Here is a 15,577-nt window from a genome sequence, read left to right as displayed (position 1 = left end):
CCTTAGCTGGCGGGAATCTCGAACTTGCTGGTGCGCTGCATGCCGGCGGCGCGGCCCTTGCCGGAGATGACCAGGGCCATCTTGCGGCTGGCCTCGTCGATCATCTCGTCGCCGAGCATCGCGGAGCCCTTCTTGCCACCCGCCTCGGACGTGTAGTAGTCGTACGCGTCCAGGATCAGCTCGGCGTGGTCGAAGTCCTCCTGCGAGGGCGAGAAGATCTCGTTGGCCGCCTCGACCTGGCCCGGGTGCAGCACCCACTTGCCGTCGAAGCCGAGGGCGGCGGCGCGCTGGGCGACCTCGCGGTAGCCCTCGACGTTGCGGATCTGCAGGTAGGGGCCGTCGATCGCCTGGAGGTTGTTGGCGCGGGCGGCCATCAGGATCTTCATCAGGATGTAGTGGTAGGCGTCCGCCGGGTAGCCGGGCGGCTGCTCGCCCACGACCAGCGACTTCATGTTGATGGAGGCCATGAAGTCGGCCGGGCCGAAGATGATCGTCTCGACGCGCGGGGAGGCCTGCGCGATCGCGTTGACGTTGTTCAGGCCCTGCGCGTTCTCGATCTGCGCCTCGATGCCGATCTTGCCGACCTCGAAGCCCATCGTCTTCTCGATCTGGGTCAGCAGGAGGTCGAGGGCGACGACCTGCTCGGCCGTCTGCACCTTCGGCAGCATGATGCAGTCGAGGTTCTGGCCCGCGCCCTCGACGACCGTGACGACATCGCGGTACGTCCACTCGGTCGTCCAGTCGTTGACGCGCACGACCCGCGTCTTGCCGGTCCAGTCGCCCTCGTTGAGGAACTTGACGATGGTGTGGCGCGCCTCGGGCTTGGCGAGCGGGGCGCACGCGTCCTCCAGGTCGAGGAAGACCTGGTCCGCCGGGAGGCCCTGCGCCTTCTCCAGGAAGCGCGGGTTGCTTCCCGGAACCGCGAGACACGAGCGGCGGGGACGCAGACGGTTGACGGTCATGCGGGGACCTCCAGGGGGTCGAGCTTGTTCGCTTTCCGGATCTCGTCGACGATGCGGCCGATGATTCCGGTTATGTCGAAGTCCTTAGGGGTGAAGACCGCGGCCACTCCGGCGGCCCGGAGGTCCTCGGCGTCACCATTCGGGATGATGCCACCGGCGATCACCGGTATATCTGTGGCACCGGCCACACGCAGCCGCTCCAGCACGTCCGGGACCAGCTGGGCGTGCGAGCCGGAGAGGATGGACAGGCCGACCGCGTGCACGTCCTCGGCGAGGGCCGCGTCCACGATCTGCTCCGGCGTGAGCCGGATGCCCTGGTAGACGACCTCGAAACCGGCGTCACGGGCGCGCACGGCGATCTGCTCGGCGCCGTTGGAGTGCCCGTCCAGGCCCGGCTTGCCGACCAGGAAGCGCAGCTTGCCGGCGCCCAGGTCGCGGGCGGTGGCGTCCACCTTGGCGCGCACCTCGGCGAGTGCCGAGCCCGCCTCGACGGGGACGGCCACCGGAGCCGAGGAGACCCCGGTCGGCGCCCGGTACTCGCCGAACACCTCGCGCAGCGCCCCCGCCCACTCGCCGGTCGTGACCCCGGCGCGGGCACACTCCAGGGTGGCCTCCATGAGGTTGCCGGTGCCCTTGGCGGCCTCCTTCAGCCGCTCCAGCGCCTTGCACGGGCGCGGGTGGTTGAAGGGCGGCTGGTAGCGCGTGTCGCGCCAGCGTCCGATCGCCTCGACGACCTGGGCCTCGACCGCCGGGTCGACCGTCTGGATCGCGGTGTCCAGGTCGGCCGTGAGCGGGTTCGGCTCGGTCGTCTCGAAGATGTTGACGCCGACGATCTTCTCCTGCCCGGACTCGATCCGGCCCCGGCGCTCGGCGTGCGAGGCGACCAGCTGCGACTTGAGATAGCCGGACTCGACGGCCGCCATCGCGCCGCCCATCTCCTGGATCCGGTCGATCTCGGCGAGAGACTCCTGGACCAGGGCGTCCACCTTGGCCTCGATGACGTGCGAGCCCGCGAAGATGTCCTCGTACTCCAGCAGATCGCTCTCGTGCGCGAGGACCTGCTGGATGCGCAGCGACCACTGCTGGTCCCAGGGCCTGGGCAGGCCCAGGGCCTCGTTCCAGGCGGGCAGCTGCACCGCACGCGCGCGTGCGTCCTTCGACAGCGTCACGGCCAGCATCTCCAGCACGATGCGCTGGACGTTGTTCTCCGGCTGCGCCTCGGTCAGCCCGAGGGAGTTGACCTGGACGCCGTAACGGAACCGGCGCTGCTTGGGGTTCTCGATGCCGTACCGCTCGCGCGTCACCTTGTCCCAGATGCGGCCGAACGCCCGCATCTTGCACATCTCCTCGATGAAGCGGACGCCCGCGTTCACGAAGAAGGAGATGCGGGCCACCACGTCGCCCATGCGCTCCTGCGGCACCTGGCCGGAGTCGCGCACGGCGTCGAGGACGGCGATCGCGGTGGACATCGCGTACGCGATCTCCTGCACCGGCGTGGCCCCGGCCTCCTGCAGGTGGTAGCTGCAGATGTTGATCGGGTTCCACTTCGGGATGTGGGAGACCGTGTACGCGATCATGTCCGTCGTCAGGCGGAGCGACGGCCCCGGCGGGAACACATGGGTGCCCCGGGACAGGTACTCCTTGACGATGTCGTTCTGGGTCGTGCCCTGGAGCTTGGTGATGTCCGCGCCCTGCTCCTCGGCGACGACCTGGTAGAGCGCCAGCAGCCACATGGCGGTGGCGTTGATCGTCATCGAGGTGTTCATCTGCTCCAGGGGGATGTCCTGGAAAAGGCGGCGCATGTCACCAAGATGCGATACGGGCACGCCCACCCGGCCGACCTCGCCGCGGGCGAGGATGTGGTCGGGGTCGTAGCCGGTCTGCGTCGGCAGGTCGAACGCCACCGACAGACCGGTCTGGCCCTTGGCGAGGTTGCGCCGGTACAGCTCGTTGGACGCCTCGGCCGTCGAGTGGCCGGCATACGTCCGCATGAGCCACGGACGGTCCTTCTGACGCTCTGTCATCTAGGGCTCTCAGACGTTCCGGAAGCGGTTGATGGCGTCGATGTGCTTGGCGCGCAGCTCCTCGTCGCGCACGCCCAGGCCCTCCTCGGGGGCGAGGCACAGCACGCCGACCTTGCCCTGGTGGAGGTTGCGGTGCACGTCGTAGGCGGCCTGGCCGGTCTCCTCCAGGGAGTAGACCTTGGACAGGGTCGGGTGGATCTTGCCCTTCGCGACGAGCCGGTTGGCCTCCCAGGCCTCGCGGTAGTTGGCGAAGTGCGAGCCGATGATCCGCTTCAGGGACATCCACAGGTAGCGGTTGTCGTACTCGTGGTTGTAGCCCGAGGTGGAGGCGCAGGTGACGATGGTGCCGCCCTTGCGCGTGACGTACACCGAGGCGCCGAAGGTCTCGCGGCCGGGGTGCTCGAAGACGATGTCGACGTCCTCGCCGCCGGTGAGTTCACGGATGCGCTTGCCGAAGCGCTTCCATTCCTTGGGGTCCTGGGTGTGCTCGTCCTTCCAGAACTTGTAGCCCTCGGCGTTGCGGTCGATGATCGCCTCGGCGCCCATGGACCGGCAGATGTCCGCCTTCTGGTCGCTGGAGACGACACAGATCGGGTTGGCGCCGCCCGCGAGCGCGAACTGGGTGGCGTACGAGCCGAGTCCACCGCTCGCGCCCCAGATCAGGACGTTGTCGCCCTGCTTCATGCCGGCGCCGTTGCGGGACACCAGCTGGCGGTAGGCGGTGGAGTTGACCAGGCCCGGGGCCGCGGCCTCCTCCCAGCTGAGGTGCTGGGGCTTCGGCATCAGCTGGTTGGACTTGACGAGTGCGATCTCGGCGAGGCCGCCGAAGTTGGTCTCGAAGCCCCAGATGCGCTGCTCGGGGTCGAGCATCGTGTCGTTGTGGCCGTCGCTGGACTCCAGCTCGACGGACAGACAGTGCGCGACGACCTCGTCACCGGGCTTCCAGGCGTTCACGCCCGGGCCGGTGCGCAGGACGACGCCCGCGAGGTCGGAGCCGATGATGTGGTACGGCAGGTCGTGGCGCTTGGTGAGCTCGCTGAGCTTGCCATAGCGCTCCAGGAAACCGAACGTCGGCAGCGGCTCGAAGATCGAGGTCCACACCGAGTTGTAGTTGACCGAGGAGGCCATGACGGCCACCAGGGCCTCGCCGGGGCCCAGTTCGGGCACCGGCACGTCGTCCAGGTGGATCGACTTGCGCGGGTCCTTGTCACGGGTCTGCAGGCCCGCGAACATCTCCGTCTCGTCCTTGTGCACGGTGATCGCGCGGTACGACTCGGGAAGCTGCAGGGCGGCGAAGTCGGCGGACGTGGCGTCCGTCGACTGGATCGCGTCCAGGATGTCCTTCACGGTCACGGTGTTGCCTCCGGCGGTTCGCGCCCTGAGGGAGGGGCGCTGAGGGGTCGTCGGTGCTGCTGAGGGTTTTGGGTGGTGCCGTCGGTTCGGCGGGTGGTGCTTCGGCAGCGCTTTGTGGCGCGGGAGGTTGCCTGTGACGCAGGCGTCCGGGCGTGCAGGCCATCGGCTTGCTGGGACAGCCGACGCGCGAATGGTCTCTGCGCGCCGGCCGCCCGGACTCCTTCAACGTATGACACCGCGTGTCAGGCCGCAAGGCACTGAGTGCCAGAAGCTGGCCTCAGATGAAATCTTTACGTAACAAATGAGCGATGATCGATCGAACGGCTTCTGAAATCTGCCGGAAAAGGGCCCCTGACATGCCAAAACGGCCACCCGGTGGGGTGGCCGTTGTCACAGGCGGGAACGTCGCTCAGGGCCCGCTCAGCGCTCCTTGAGCGCCTCCTCGATGGTGCGCATGACCTCGTCCAGCGGAGCGTCCGTGCGGGCGACCGTCACGAGCACCTCGCCGTGCGCGGAGACCGTCGCCGGGGCCGTGGCGGCGGCCGGCTTGGGCGCCGAGCCGCGTCCGGCGCCGATGCCGGTGCCGAAGGTCTTGCGGACGATGGCGAAGGCGTGGTCGAGCTGGGCCTCCACGTCGCCCTGGCCGCCGGCCCGCAGCCAGCGCCTGAGGACGTGGTTGTGGGCGGTGACGACGGCGGAGGCGGCGACCTCGGCGAGCAGCGGGTCGTCGTTGGCGTCGTCGGCGTGCGCGTGCTCGTCGAAGTGGCCGAGCAGATAGCGGGTGAACAGGCGCTCGTAGCGGGCCACCGAGGCGATCTCGGCCTCGCGCAGGGTGGGCACCTCGCGCGTCAGCTTGTAGCGGGCGACCGAGATCTCCGGCCGGGCCGCGTACATCTTCATGACTTCCTTGATGCCGCGGCACACGGTGTCGAGCGGGTGCTCGTGCGCCGGGGCGGCGTTGAGGACCGCCTCGGCACGGATCAGCGTGTCGTCGTGGTCCGGGAAGATCGCCTCTTCCTTGGAGCGGAAATGGCGGAAGAAGGTGCGGCGCGCGACCCCGGCCGCGGCCGCGATCTCGTCGACGGTGGTCGCCTCGTACCCCTTGGTCGCGAACAGTTCCATCGCTGCGGCCGCCAGTTCTCGGCGCATTTTCAGCCGCTGGGCGGCGGCGCGACTGCCTGCGGCACTTTCCGGTGCGTCCGGCGTGGCTGGTGTACGTGAGGACTTGGCGGGCTGGGACATGACCTGAACGTACTGCATGTCCGCAGCTCGATGCGCAGGTCCGGGGTTTCCCCCGCCCACAAAGGGCGGGGGTCCCAAGGCCCGGTCGAGCAGTCCGCCCCAGTCCGCGCCCTCGGGGGCACCGTCGAACCAGTCGCCGACGCCGTCAGCGGCGGGCATACTCGCGGAAGCCGCGGCCGGTCTTGCGGCCGAGGCAGCCCGCGGCCACCAGGTGCTCCAGCAGCGGGGCCGGGGCCAGCCCGGGGTCGCGGAACTCGCGGTGCAGCACCTTCTCGATCGCGAGCGAGACGTCCAGGCCGACGACGTCCAGCAGCTCGAAGGGGCCCATCGGGTAGCCGCCGCCGAGCTTCATCGCGGCGTCGATGTCGTCCAGGGACGCGTAGTGCTCCTGGACCATCTTGATCGCGTTGTTGAGGTACGGGAACAGCAGCGCGTTCACGATGAACCCGGCCCGGTCGCCGCAGTCCACGGCGTGCTTGCGGATCTTCGCGCAGACCTCGCGGACGGTGGCGTGGACGTCGTCGGCCGTCAGGACGGTGCGGACGACCTCGACCAGCTTCATCGCCGGGGCCGGGTTGAAGAAGTGCATGCCGATCACGTCCTGCGGGCGCGAGGTGGCGCGGGCGCAGGCGACCACGGGCAGCGAGGAGGTGGTGGTGGCGAGCACCGCGCCCGGCTTGCAGACCTTGTCCAGCGTCGCGAACAGCTGCCGCTTGACCTCCAGGTCCTCGGCGACCGCCTCGACCGCCAGGTCGACCTCGGCGAAGGCGTCGTAGGAGCCCGCCGGGATGATCCGGTCCAGGGTCTCGGCGGCGGCCTCGGCGGTCATCCGGCCCTTGTCGACAGAGCGCGAAAGCGACTTGCCGATACGCGCCTTGGCGGCCTGGGCCTTCTCCTCGCTGCGGGCGGCGAGCACGACGTCGTAGCCCGCCTTGGCGAACACCTCGGCGATGCCCGAGGCCATCGTGCCGGAGCCCGCGACACCGACGGAGCGGACCGGCCGGCCGGTGGACTCCTGGCCGCCGGAAGCGGGCGTCAGGGCGTCCGGCACGACCGTGGCGCTGCCGGGAGCCTCGTACGTGTAGAAGCCGCGCCCCGACTTGCGGCCGGTCAGGCCCGCCTCGCTGAGCTGCTTCAGGATCGGGGCGGGGGCGTGCAGCCGGTCGCGGGACTCGGCGTACATGGCCTCCAGGACCGTGCGCGCGGTGTCGATGCCGATGAGGTCCAGCAGGGCGAGGGGGCCCATGGGCAGACCGCAGCCGAGCCGCATCGCCGCGTCGATGTCCTCACGGGAGGCGTACCGGGCCTCGTACATCGCGGCGGCCTGGTTGAGGTAGCCGAACAGCAGTCCGTCCGCGACGAACCCGGGGCGGTCGCCGACCGCGACCGGCTCCTTGCCCAGTTCGATCGCCAGATCCGTGACGGAGGCGACGGCCTGCGGCGCGGTCAGCACCGAGGAGACGACCTCGACCAGCTTCATCGCCGGGGCCGGGTTGAAGAAGTGCAGGCCGAGCACGCGCTCCGGGCGGGCCGAGTCCGCGGCGAGCCGGGTGACGGACAGGGCGTTGGTGCCGGTCGCGAGGATCGTCTCCGGGCGGACGATGTCGTCCAGTGCGCGGAAGATCTGGTGCTTGATCTCGTACGACTCCGGGGCCACCTCGATGACCAGGTCGGCGTCGGCCGCCGCGGCGAGGTCGGTGGAGGTGCGGACCCGGGCGAGGGCGCCGGCGCGCTCCTGCTCGGTCAGCCGGCCGCGCTCGACGGCACGGGCGGTGGCGGCCTCCAGGGCGGCGAGCGACCGCGCGGCCTGGGCCTCGCTGATGTCGATGCCGATCACCTCGCGGCCGGCCTTCGCGAGGACTTCGGTGATGCCGGTGCCCATGGTGCCGAGGCCGACGACGGCGATCGTCTTGAACGGGGACAGAGGGGTGTCGGACAGGGGAGTGGCCATCGCGGGACTCCAGGAATGAGGGTGACGACTGGGAACGCGCCGGGTGCGCCAGGGGCGCACGCCGGGGCGGAAAGGAGTGCGGGTGTTGCCGGGCTGCAAGCGCACACGCCCGGTGCTGTCGCCGCGGGCGTGCACACGCCCGGGAGCGGCTGAATCCGACCGGCCCTGTCCCGGAGCCGGGTCGTACTGCGGTACCGATGTACCGAACCGACCAGCGCTCACGACGGCTGCGTCACCAAACCGTCGTCAGCGGATCCGCGAGTGGGTAACTCGCTCGTATGAGCTTAACCGGCGGGTAACGAGCGCGCCATACCTGTGCCGGTCCGAGTTTGTGATGTAGCTCCCTCCACGGGTGTGACCCGCCTACGCTGGTCGTCGTGGACGAAGAGTTGCGATCGCTCACGGAACGCGTACGGCAGGAGTCGCGCGGCTCGGCGGCGTACGACCGGCTGCTGGCGACCGAGGACCACGACGAACTGGCGGAGGTGCTCACCGCGCCCGGACAGCCGCTGTGGGCCAGGGAGCTGGCCGCGTTCCGGCTGGGTGTCGCCGGCGACCGGCGCGCCTTCGAGTCCCTGGTCCTGCTGCTCAACCACCGCGACCCGCCGCGCTGCGCCTCCGCCGCCCACGCCCTCGCCCGGCTCGGCGACCCGCGCACGGCCCGCGCGGCCGCCGCCCTCGCCACCAACGAACTGCGCGTCGCCTACGCCCTGCACCCGGTACGGCTCCTGGCCGAGCTGCGCGCCCCCGAGTCGGTGCCCGCGCTGATCACCACCCTGGAGCGGCGGCTGCGCCCGCACGACCCGTACCGGCGGGTGGCCCTCGCCTGCGTGGAGGGCCTCGGCACCCTCGGCGACGGCCGCGCCCGCCGCGTCCTGAACGAGGCCCTCGCCCATCCGGCGCTCGCCGAGGCCGCCGTGCACGCCCTGGCCCGCATCCCGCAGCAGAAGCAGACGTGACGCCCGCTCAGCGACCCCTGGCGTACCGCACCTCGGGCACGGCCACGCCGTCCACGTCGAAGGGCTCCTCGGCGCCGTCCGCACGGAAGCCGGCCCGCTCGTAGAAGCGGCGGGCGCGTGCGTTCTCCTTCAGGACCCACAGGAACATGCGCGGGTGCCGGGCGCACTGCTCGAGGGACTCGGTCAGCAGCGCCCGCCCGACCCCGCTGCCGATGTGCGCGGGATCGAGGTAGAGGGCGTACAACTCGGCGTCCCCGGTGCGTACTTCACCGTCGCGGTACGGCCCGTGCGCCGCCCAGCCGACGATGGCGCCGTCCCGTTCGGCGACCAGGTTCACCACCGAGCCGTTCCCCTGGACGAACCAGGCCCGCCGCTTCTCGGCGTCCTGCGCCACGCTGAGCGCGTCGAGATACGGCTGCGGCATGAGCCCGCGGTAGGCGTGCTGCCAGCCCCGGATGCGGATCTCCGAGACGCGGTCGCAGTCGGCGAGGGTCATCGGGCGGATGTGTATGAGCCGGTCGTCCATGGCCGCACCCTAGGGAGCCGCTTCCACGAGCGCCCGTGATTATTCGCCCACCACCGCGATCGCCTCGACCTCCATCAGGAACTCCGGAGCGACCAGGGCGGCCACCTGGACGGCCGAGGCCGCCGGAAGCCGGTCGTCGGGTATGTACGCGGCGCGGGCCGCGCGGATCGCCGGCAGGTACGCCACGTCCGTGACGAAGTAGGTCAGCTTGACGACGTCCTGGAAGCCGGCCCCGGCGGCGGCCAGGCAGCGGCTCAGGTTCTCGAACACCTGCCGGGCCTGCGCGGCCGGATCGCCCTCGCCGACGAGCTTGCCGTCCTCGTCCAGGGCGAGCTGGCCGGAGACGGCGACGAAACGGCCTGTCGCGGTGACCACGTGGCTGTACTGGGCCGCGGGGGCGACCCCGTCGGGGGCGGGGATCCGGGTCGGTTCACTCATGGGCTCCATGGTGGACCACGGGTCCGACAACGCCCCCGACGGGCCGTCAGGGCCGGTCAGCGACGGAAGCCCAGCAGGCTGTGCAGGGTCGAGCCGCGGGACGAGATCGAGGCCCCCTTCGCCGTGCGGGGCTTCGGGTCTGGGGACTTCTGGCACACCGCGTCGGCCGTGCCGGTGCCGCGCGGCACCGTGCCGTTCGCCAGATAGGCCGCCAGGTACGCGTCCAGGCAGGAGTTGCCGGTCAGGGTGATGCCGTGGTTTCCGCCGCCCTGCTCGACCACCAGGCTCGAGCCGGACAGCAGACGGTGGGCCGTCACCCCGCCGGGATACGGGGTCGCCGCGTCGTCGGTCGCCTGGAACAGCAGCGTCGGCGGCAGCTTGCCGTTGGCGACGTCCACCGGCTTGTCGGGGCCGCCCGGCCAGAACGCGCACGGTGCGTTGTACCAGGTGTTGTTCCAGGCCATGAAGGGCGCCTTCTCGTACACCGCCCAGGTGTCCGTCCGCCACTGGTCCCAGGTGCGCGGCCAGGTGGCGTCACGGCACTGCACCGCCGTGTAGACGCTGTAGCCGTTGTCGCCCTCCGTGTCCGAGGCGGCGGCGTCCTGGTACGCCTCCACCAGCGGATCGGTGTTCTTGTCGTGGACGTAGGCCGCGAACGCCTCGGCGAGGGAGGGCCAGTAGCCGTTGTAGTAGGCGCCGCGGACGAAGGTGTCCTCCAGCTCGGCGGCGCCGACCCTGCCGTCCGCCGGCTTCTTCGCCAGCGCCGCCCGCATCGCGTACCACTGGGCCTCGACCTTCGCGGGGTCCTTGCCGAGCCGGTACGTCGCGTCGTACTTGGCGATCCACGCCATCAGTGCGCGGTGGCGGTCGTCGAAGGCGTAGTCCTGGCCGAAGTTGTCCTCGTACCAGACGCCCGTCGGATCCACGATCGAGTCCAGCACCAGGCGGCGGACGCGGTCGGGGAAGAGCTTCGCGTAGACCGCGCCGAGATAGGTGCCGTACGAATAGCCGAAGTAGCTGATCGACTTCGCGCCCAGGGCCTGCCGGACGGAGTCCATGTCCCGGGCCGCGGCGACGGTGTTGATGTACGGCAGCAGGCTCGCGTACTTGCGGCCGCACTCGGTGGCGAAGGACTGGGCGCGCTGCATGTTCTGCTGCTCCAGCGCGCTCGTGGCGGGCACCGTGTCGGGGCGCACCGCCTTGAAGTGGCTCGGCGAGCAGTCGAGGGCGGGGGTGCTCCGGCCCACCCCGCGCGGATCGAAGCCGATGACGTCGTACTGCGCCGCCACGCTCTTCGGCAGCACGGAGGCGACGTACCCGGCGAGCAGCAGGCCGCTGCCGCCGGGGCCGCCGGGGTTGACCAGCAGCGGACCCTGGGAGGTCGCCGCGGTGTGCGGGACGCGGGTCAGGGCCAGCGTGATCTGCTTGCCGGAGGGGTGCGTGTAGTCCAGCGGCACGTTCAGGGTTGCGCACTCGAGGGTCGGATAGTCGGCGGTACCGCACTTCTTCCAGGCGGGCTGCGCCGCCTCGGCGGTGGTGGCCGCGGGCGCGGGCACGGCCGTGACCGAGCTCGCCACCACGGCGGCGGCTGCGCACAGCACCGCTGCGCGTGTCCTCATGGGTCCTCCCGGGACGGAGGGCGATGCGAACCGCGAGGGCCACGGTTCTCGCCGCATCGTCCCGGGAGGAGAGCCCCGAAGAACGTATTATGTCAGTAATTAACCCAATTGGGTCGAGGGATGCCCTCTAACGCTCTCAAATGAGAGTGAGTTGGGTCGGTTCGGACATCGCCGGGAGGTCGGCGGCCTCCGCGGGCTCCGCCGGCCGGCTCCGCCGGGCCAGCCCCGCGCGCGTGGGCCCGATGCCGTACTCCTGGGCCAGCTCGTGCACCTGACGGGTGATCCGGCGCTGGTACCACTTCGGCGCGTAGGCGCCCTCCGCGTACAGCCGCTCGTAACGGCGCACCAGGTACGGGTGGTGCCGGCCCAGCCAGGCCATGAACCACTCCCGGGCGCCCGGGCGCAGATGCAGCACCAGGGGCGTGACCGACGTGGCCCCGGCGGCCGCGATCGCCCGTACGGTGTCCCGCAATTGGGCCGGATGGTCGCTCAGGAACGGGATGACCGGCGCCATCAGCACCCCACAGCCGATCCCGTGCTCACCGAGCGTGCGGACGACGTCCAGACGGCGCTCGGGCGCCGGTGTGCCCGGCTCCACCGTGCGCCACAGCTCGCCGTCGGTGAAGCCCACGGAGACCGAGATGCCGACGTCCGTCACCCGGGCGGCCCGGGTCGGCAGGTCCAGGTCGCGCAGGATCAGGGTGCCCTTGGTCAGGATCGAGAACGGGTTCGCGTACTCGGTCAGGGCCGAGATGATGCCCGGCATCAGCCGGTAGCGGCCCTCGGCGCGCTGGTAGCAGTCGACGTTGGTGCCCATCGCCACGTGGTCGCCCTGCCAGCGGCGCGAGGCCAGCTGGCGGCGCAGCAGCTCGGGCGCGTTCACCTTCACCACGATCTGGGTGTCGAAGTCGATCCCCGTGTCGAGGTCCAGATAGCTGTGCGTCTTGCGGGCGAAGCAGTACACGCACGCGTGCGTGCAGCCGCGGTAGGGGTTCACCGTCCATTCGAACGGCATGCGCGAGGCTCCCGGCACCCGGTTCAGGATCGAGCGGGCCCGCACCTCGTGGAACGTGATCCCGCGGAACTCGGGCGTGTCGAAGGTGCGGGTGGTGACGGCGTCCGCGCCGAACAGCGCGGCATCGGCGGCCCGGCCGTGGCCGCCGGACTCCTCGGGCTCCCTGGATTCCACGGTGAGGTTCTCCCAGCGCATGACGCCTCCTCGGTAGCGCTCGCCACAGAATAGAACATACGTTCCCATGATCGTGCGACCCCGATTTGGGCGGCCGGGTCCCGGGGTGGTTGGCTTGCCCCAGCCCCGAGAAACCAGGTCCTGGAGGAATGCAATGGCGCAGGTCGAGGCCACTACTGAGCGGGTCGTCGCGGCGGACGCGGAGACGGTGTTCGACGCCCTCGCCGACTACAGCGGCACGCGACAGCAGCTGCTGCCGGAACAGTTCAGCGAGTACGAGGTGCGCGAGGGCGGCGACGGCGAGGGCACCCTCGTCCACTGGAGGCTCCAGGCCACCAGCAAGCGCGTGCGCGACTGCCTCCTGGAGGTCAGCGAGCCCACCGACGGCGAGCTGGTCGAGAAGGACCGCAACTCCTCCATGGTCACCACCTGGCGGGTCACCCCGGCCGGCGAGGGGAACTCCCGGGTCGTCGTCACCACCACCTGGACGGGCGCCGGCGGCATCGGCGGCTTCTTCGAGAGGACGTTCGCCCCCAAGGGCCTCGGCCGGATCTACGACGCGATCCTCGCCAACCTCGCCGCCCAGGTGGAGAAGTAACCCCAATCCCCGGCCGGTGAGGGGGTGTTGCACCCTCTCACCGGTTCGAGTGGAACTCCGTCCTGTCCGGAATGATGCCGTAACTCGCCGTACTTGTTCGCAGTTGTCGCCTTACGCGGGAAATGTGTGACAGGCGCGACGAGGGGAGCGGTCCGTGGGCGGGACGACTCTGGTGCAGCACGAGACGGCCGTGGCGCCGGCTCCGCAGGAGACCGCCGCCGAACCGCCGCCACCCGCCCCGGCCCCCGAACTCGGCGCGCGCCGCGTGCGGTTGGTCTTCTTCGGCCTCATGCTGGCGCTGCTGCTCGCCGCGCTCGACCAGATGATCGTCGCCACCGCGCTGCCGAAGATCGTCGGCGAACTGCACGGCCTGGACAGGATGTCCTGGGCGATCACCGCCTATCTGCTCACCTCCACCATCGGCCTGCCCCTGTACGGCAAGCTCGGCGACCTCTTCGGCCGCAAGGGCGTCTTCCAGTTCGCGATCCTGGCCTTCGTCGTCGGCTCCGCACTCGCCGGGCGGGCCCAGAGCATGGACCAGCTGATCGCCTTCCGCGCCGTCCAGGGAGCCGGCGCGGGCGGGCTCATGATCGGCGTGCAGGCGATCATCGCCGACATCGTGCCGCCCCGGCGGCGCGGCCGCTACATGGGCCTGATCGGCGCCGCGTTCGGCCTCGCCTCCGTCGCGGGCCCCCTGCTCGGCGGCTACTTCACCGACCACCTCTCCTGGCGCTGGTGCTTCTACGTCAACGTCCCCTTCGGCCTGCTCACCCTCGCCGTCGTCGCCGTCGTCCTCAAACTGCCCAAGCCGCAGGCGCGAGCCCGTTTCGACGTGCTCGGCGCGCTCCTGCTCGCCGCGGCCTCCACCTGCCTGGTGCTGCTGACCAGCTGGGGCGGCACCGAGTACGCCTGGGAATCCCGGGAGATCCTCGGCCTCGGCGCGGGCGCCCTCGTCGCCACCGCCCTCTTCCTCGTCGCCGAGCGCGTCGCGGCCGAACCCCTCATCCCCCTGCGGCTGTTCCGGGACTCCGTCTTCAACGTCAGCGGCCTGGTCGGCCTCGTGATCGGCGTCGCCCTGTTCGGCGCGGCCAGCTATCTGCCGACCTTCCTGCAGATGGTCGACGGGGCCAGCGCCACCGAGTCCGGGCTGCTGATGCTGCCCATGATGGCCGGCATCGTCGGTGCCTCGATCATCGGCGGACAGCTCATCACGCACACCGGCCGCTACAAGATCTTCCCCCTCCTCGGCGGTGCCCTCTCCGCCGTCGGCATGTGGCTGCTGTCCCGCCTCGAGACCGACACACCCCGGCTGCACTACAGCATCTGGATGGCGGTCCTCGGCGCCGGTATCGGCCTGGTGATGCCCGTCCTGGTCCTCGCCGTGCAGAACTCGGTGCGCCCCGCCGACCTCGGCACCGCCACCAGCGCCAACAACTACTTCCGGCAGATCGGCGGCAGCGTCGGCGCCGCCGTCTTCGGCACGCTCTTCGCCGACCGGCTCACCGACGCCCTGCGCACGCAGCTCCCCGCGCGCACGGGCGCCCGGCTGCCCGACCCGGAATCCCTCACCCCGCAGCTCGTCCACGCGCTGCCGCCGGCCCTGCGCGACGCCTACATCCGCGCCTACGCCGACGCGATGCCCCGGATCTTCCTCTACCTCGTCCCGGTGCTCGTCGCCGGCCTGCTCATCGCCTTCTTCCTCAAGGAGAAACCGCTGGTGTCCCACAACGCCACCGAGACGGAGCCCGCCACCGTGAACGCCCCCATCCCGCGGGCTCGTTCGCCCCACACCGCCGGAATCCCGGTGTGCGGCACGGTCCAGCACCCCGACGGGACCGTGGTGCCCCGCGCGGCGCTCACCCTCATCGACGCGACCGGACAGCAGATCGGACGGGGCGCGAGTGGCGAGGACGGCCGGTACGCGCTCGCCACCCCCGGTTCCGGCTCGTACGTGCTGATCGCAGCCGCGGGCGGCCACCAGCCGCAGGCCGTCTCCGTCACCGTCGGAGAGCGGCCCGTCGAACTCGACGTCGTCCTCGGCGGCGCCGGGCGCCTCGCCGGCAGCGTCCTCACCGCCGACGGCAGCCCCGTCCGGGACGCCACCGTCACCCTCACCAATGTCCATGGCGAGGTCGTCGCCGCCACCCGCAGCGGCCGCGAGGGCGGTTACGTCATCACCGAACTGGTCGCCGGCGAGTACACCCTCGCCGCCAGCGCCCCCGCCTTCCGCCCCGCCGCGCTCCCGGTCACCGTCCAGGCAGCCCGGGAGACCCGGCAGGACATCGAACTCGCGGGCGGCGCCGTCCTGAAGGGCACCGTCCGCGCGGGCGGCGGCCGCCCCGTCGAGGACGCGCGCGTCACCCTCCTCGACGCCGCCGGCAACGTCGTCGACACGCTCACCACCGGAGCCGACGGAACGTTCCGGTTCGTGGACCTCTCCTCCGGCGAGTACACCGTGATCGCCGCAGGTTACCCGCCGGTCGCCACCGTGCTGCAGGTCGCGGGCGGCGGCCGCACCGAGCGCGACCTGCAACTGAGCCACGAGGACTGACCCGAGGACCGACACGGGGCGCCCGCGGGGCGCTGAGCTGCACGCCGGTGTGATCAAGTGAAACCAATTCCAGGATTGCCACACATCGCGACCGGCCGCCGCCGTACGGTAGTGGCAGGCTTCACAGATCGTTTGCGAACAGCCGTGGGGGAGAGAGGGCCTGGG

At 70.8% G+C, this 15,577-nt stretch carries 12 protein-coding genes; 3 read left to right on the top strand and 9 right to left on the bottom strand.

The genetic code is table 11. From position 1 onward, the window contains the following. Positions 1-2 precede the first annotated feature (2 nt). The 5 genes from ACZ5DS_RS11170 to ACZ5DS_RS11150 form a co-directional block, all read right to left on the bottom strand. Entirely contained in the window at positions 3-962 is a 960-nt protein-coding gene (locus ACZ5DS_RS11170) for an HpcH/HpaI aldolase/citrate lyase family protein (RefSeq protein ID WP_468236063.1), read from the bottom strand. Further along, a complete protein-coding gene (locus ACZ5DS_RS11165; RefSeq protein ID WP_468236060.1) occupies positions 959-2,986 on the bottom strand; it encodes a protein meaA in 2,028 nt (675 codons plus the stop codon). Before ACZ5DS_RS11165 ends, ACZ5DS_RS11170 begins: the two co-directional genes overlap by 4 nt. A 9-nt stretch (positions 2,987-2,995) precedes the next feature. Further along, complete coding sequence (ccrA, locus tag ACZ5DS_RS11160) at positions 2,996-4,333, bottom strand: crotonyl-CoA carboxylase/reductase (protein WP_468236430.1); 1,338 nt, start codon at positions 4,331-4,333, stop codon at positions 2,996-2,998. Between the two features lie 426 nt (positions 4,334-4,759). Beyond that, positions 4,760-5,599, bottom strand: a complete 840-nt coding sequence (locus ACZ5DS_RS11155) for a TetR family transcriptional regulator (protein WP_468236058.1) — start codon at positions 5,597-5,599, stop codon at positions 4,760-4,762. A 127-nt stretch (positions 5,600-5,726) separates the two neighbouring features. Further along, entirely contained in the window at positions 5,727-7,532 is a 1,806-nt protein-coding gene (locus ACZ5DS_RS11150; RefSeq protein ID WP_468236056.1) for a 3-hydroxyacyl-CoA dehydrogenase family protein, read from the bottom strand. Between the two features lie 377 nt (positions 7,533-7,909). Between ACZ5DS_RS11150 and ACZ5DS_RS11145 the strand changes: the two genes are divergently transcribed. Next, on the top strand, positions 7,910-8,491 hold the full coding sequence (locus ACZ5DS_RS11145; protein WP_468236053.1) for an adenylosuccinate lyase: 582 nt from the start codon (positions 7,910-7,912) through the stop codon (positions 8,489-8,491). A gap of 7 nt (positions 8,492-8,498) precedes the next feature. On the opposite strand, the gene ACZ5DS_RS11140 is transcribed toward ACZ5DS_RS11145, so the two are convergent. The 4 genes from ACZ5DS_RS11140 to ACZ5DS_RS11125 all read right to left on the bottom strand — a co-directional run bounded on the left by ACZ5DS_RS11140 (position 8,499) and on the right by ACZ5DS_RS11125 (position 12,284). Continuing rightward, entirely contained in the window at positions 8,499-9,017 is a 519-nt protein-coding gene (locus ACZ5DS_RS11140) for a GNAT family N-acetyltransferase (protein ID WP_468236051.1), read from the bottom strand. A gap of 39 nt (positions 9,018-9,056) precedes the next feature. Next, positions 9,057-9,455, bottom strand: a complete 399-nt coding sequence (locus ACZ5DS_RS11135) for a RidA family protein (RefSeq protein WP_468236048.1) — start codon at positions 9,453-9,455, stop codon at positions 9,057-9,059. 56 nt (positions 9,456-9,511) lie between these two features. After that, on the bottom strand, positions 9,512-11,074 hold the full coding sequence (locus ACZ5DS_RS11130) for an alpha/beta hydrolase (protein ID WP_468236046.1): 1,563 nt from the start codon (positions 11,072-11,074) through the stop codon (positions 9,512-9,514). A 136-nt stretch (positions 11,075-11,210) separates the two neighbouring features. Beyond that, a complete protein-coding gene (locus tag ACZ5DS_RS11125; protein ID WP_468236043.1) occupies positions 11,211-12,284 on the bottom strand; it encodes an Rv2578c family radical SAM protein in 1,074 nt (357 codons plus the stop codon). Positions 12,285-12,417: 133 nt separating this feature from the next. Between ACZ5DS_RS11125 and ACZ5DS_RS11120 the strand changes: the two genes are divergently transcribed. Together ACZ5DS_RS11120 and ACZ5DS_RS11115 are read left to right on the top strand one after the other, a co-directional pair. Continuing rightward, entirely contained in the window at positions 12,418-12,861 is a 444-nt protein-coding gene (locus ACZ5DS_RS11120; RefSeq protein WP_468236041.1) for an SRPBCC family protein, read from the top strand. Between the two features lie 154 nt (positions 12,862-13,015). Then, complete coding sequence (locus ACZ5DS_RS11115) at positions 13,016-15,412, top strand: MFS transporter (RefSeq protein WP_468236039.1); 2,397 nt, start codon at positions 13,016-13,018, stop codon at positions 15,410-15,412. Positions 15,413-15,577: the final 165 nt, after the last annotated feature.

The sequence above is a fragment of the Streptomyces sp. NPDC031100 genome (genome assembly GCF_055570785.1).
This window is presented reverse-complemented; position numbering and strand designations above follow the sequence as displayed.

Bases quoted from the DNA above. Each gene is read 5' to 3' on its own strand.
- ACZ5DS_RS11135 (WP_468236048.1), bottom strand. From the start codon at position 9,455: ATGAGTGAACCGACCCGGATCCCCGCCCCCGACGGGGTCGCCCCCGCG.
- ACZ5DS_RS11120 (WP_468236041.1), top strand. From the start codon at position 12,418: ATGGCGCAGGTCGAGGCCACTACTGAGCGGGTCGTCGCGGCGGACGCG.
- ACZ5DS_RS11155 (WP_468236058.1), bottom strand. From the start codon at position 5,599: ATGCAGTACGTTCAGGTCATGTCCCAGCCCGCCAAGTCCTCACGTACA.
- ACZ5DS_RS11140 (WP_468236051.1), bottom strand. From the start codon at position 9,017: ATGGACGACCGGCTCATACACATCCGCCCGATGACCCTCGCCGACTGC.
- ACZ5DS_RS11165 (WP_468236060.1), bottom strand. From the start codon at position 2,986: ATGACAGAGCGTCAGAAGGACCGTCCGTGGCTCATGCGGACGTATGCC.
- ACZ5DS_RS11150 (WP_468236056.1), bottom strand. From the start codon at position 7,532: ATGGCCACTCCCCTGTCCGACACCCCTCTGTCCCCGTTCAAGACGATC.
- ACZ5DS_RS11170 (WP_468236063.1), bottom strand. From the start codon at position 962: ATGACCGTCAACCGTCTGCGTCCCCGCCGCTCGTGTCTCGCGGTTCCG.
- ACZ5DS_RS11125 (WP_468236043.1), bottom strand. From the start codon at position 12,284: ATGCGCTGGGAGAACCTCACCGTGGAATCCAGGGAGCCCGAGGAGTCC.
- ACZ5DS_RS11130 (WP_468236046.1), bottom strand. From the start codon at position 11,074: ATGAGGACACGCGCAGCGGTGCTGTGCGCAGCCGCCGCCGTGGTGGCG.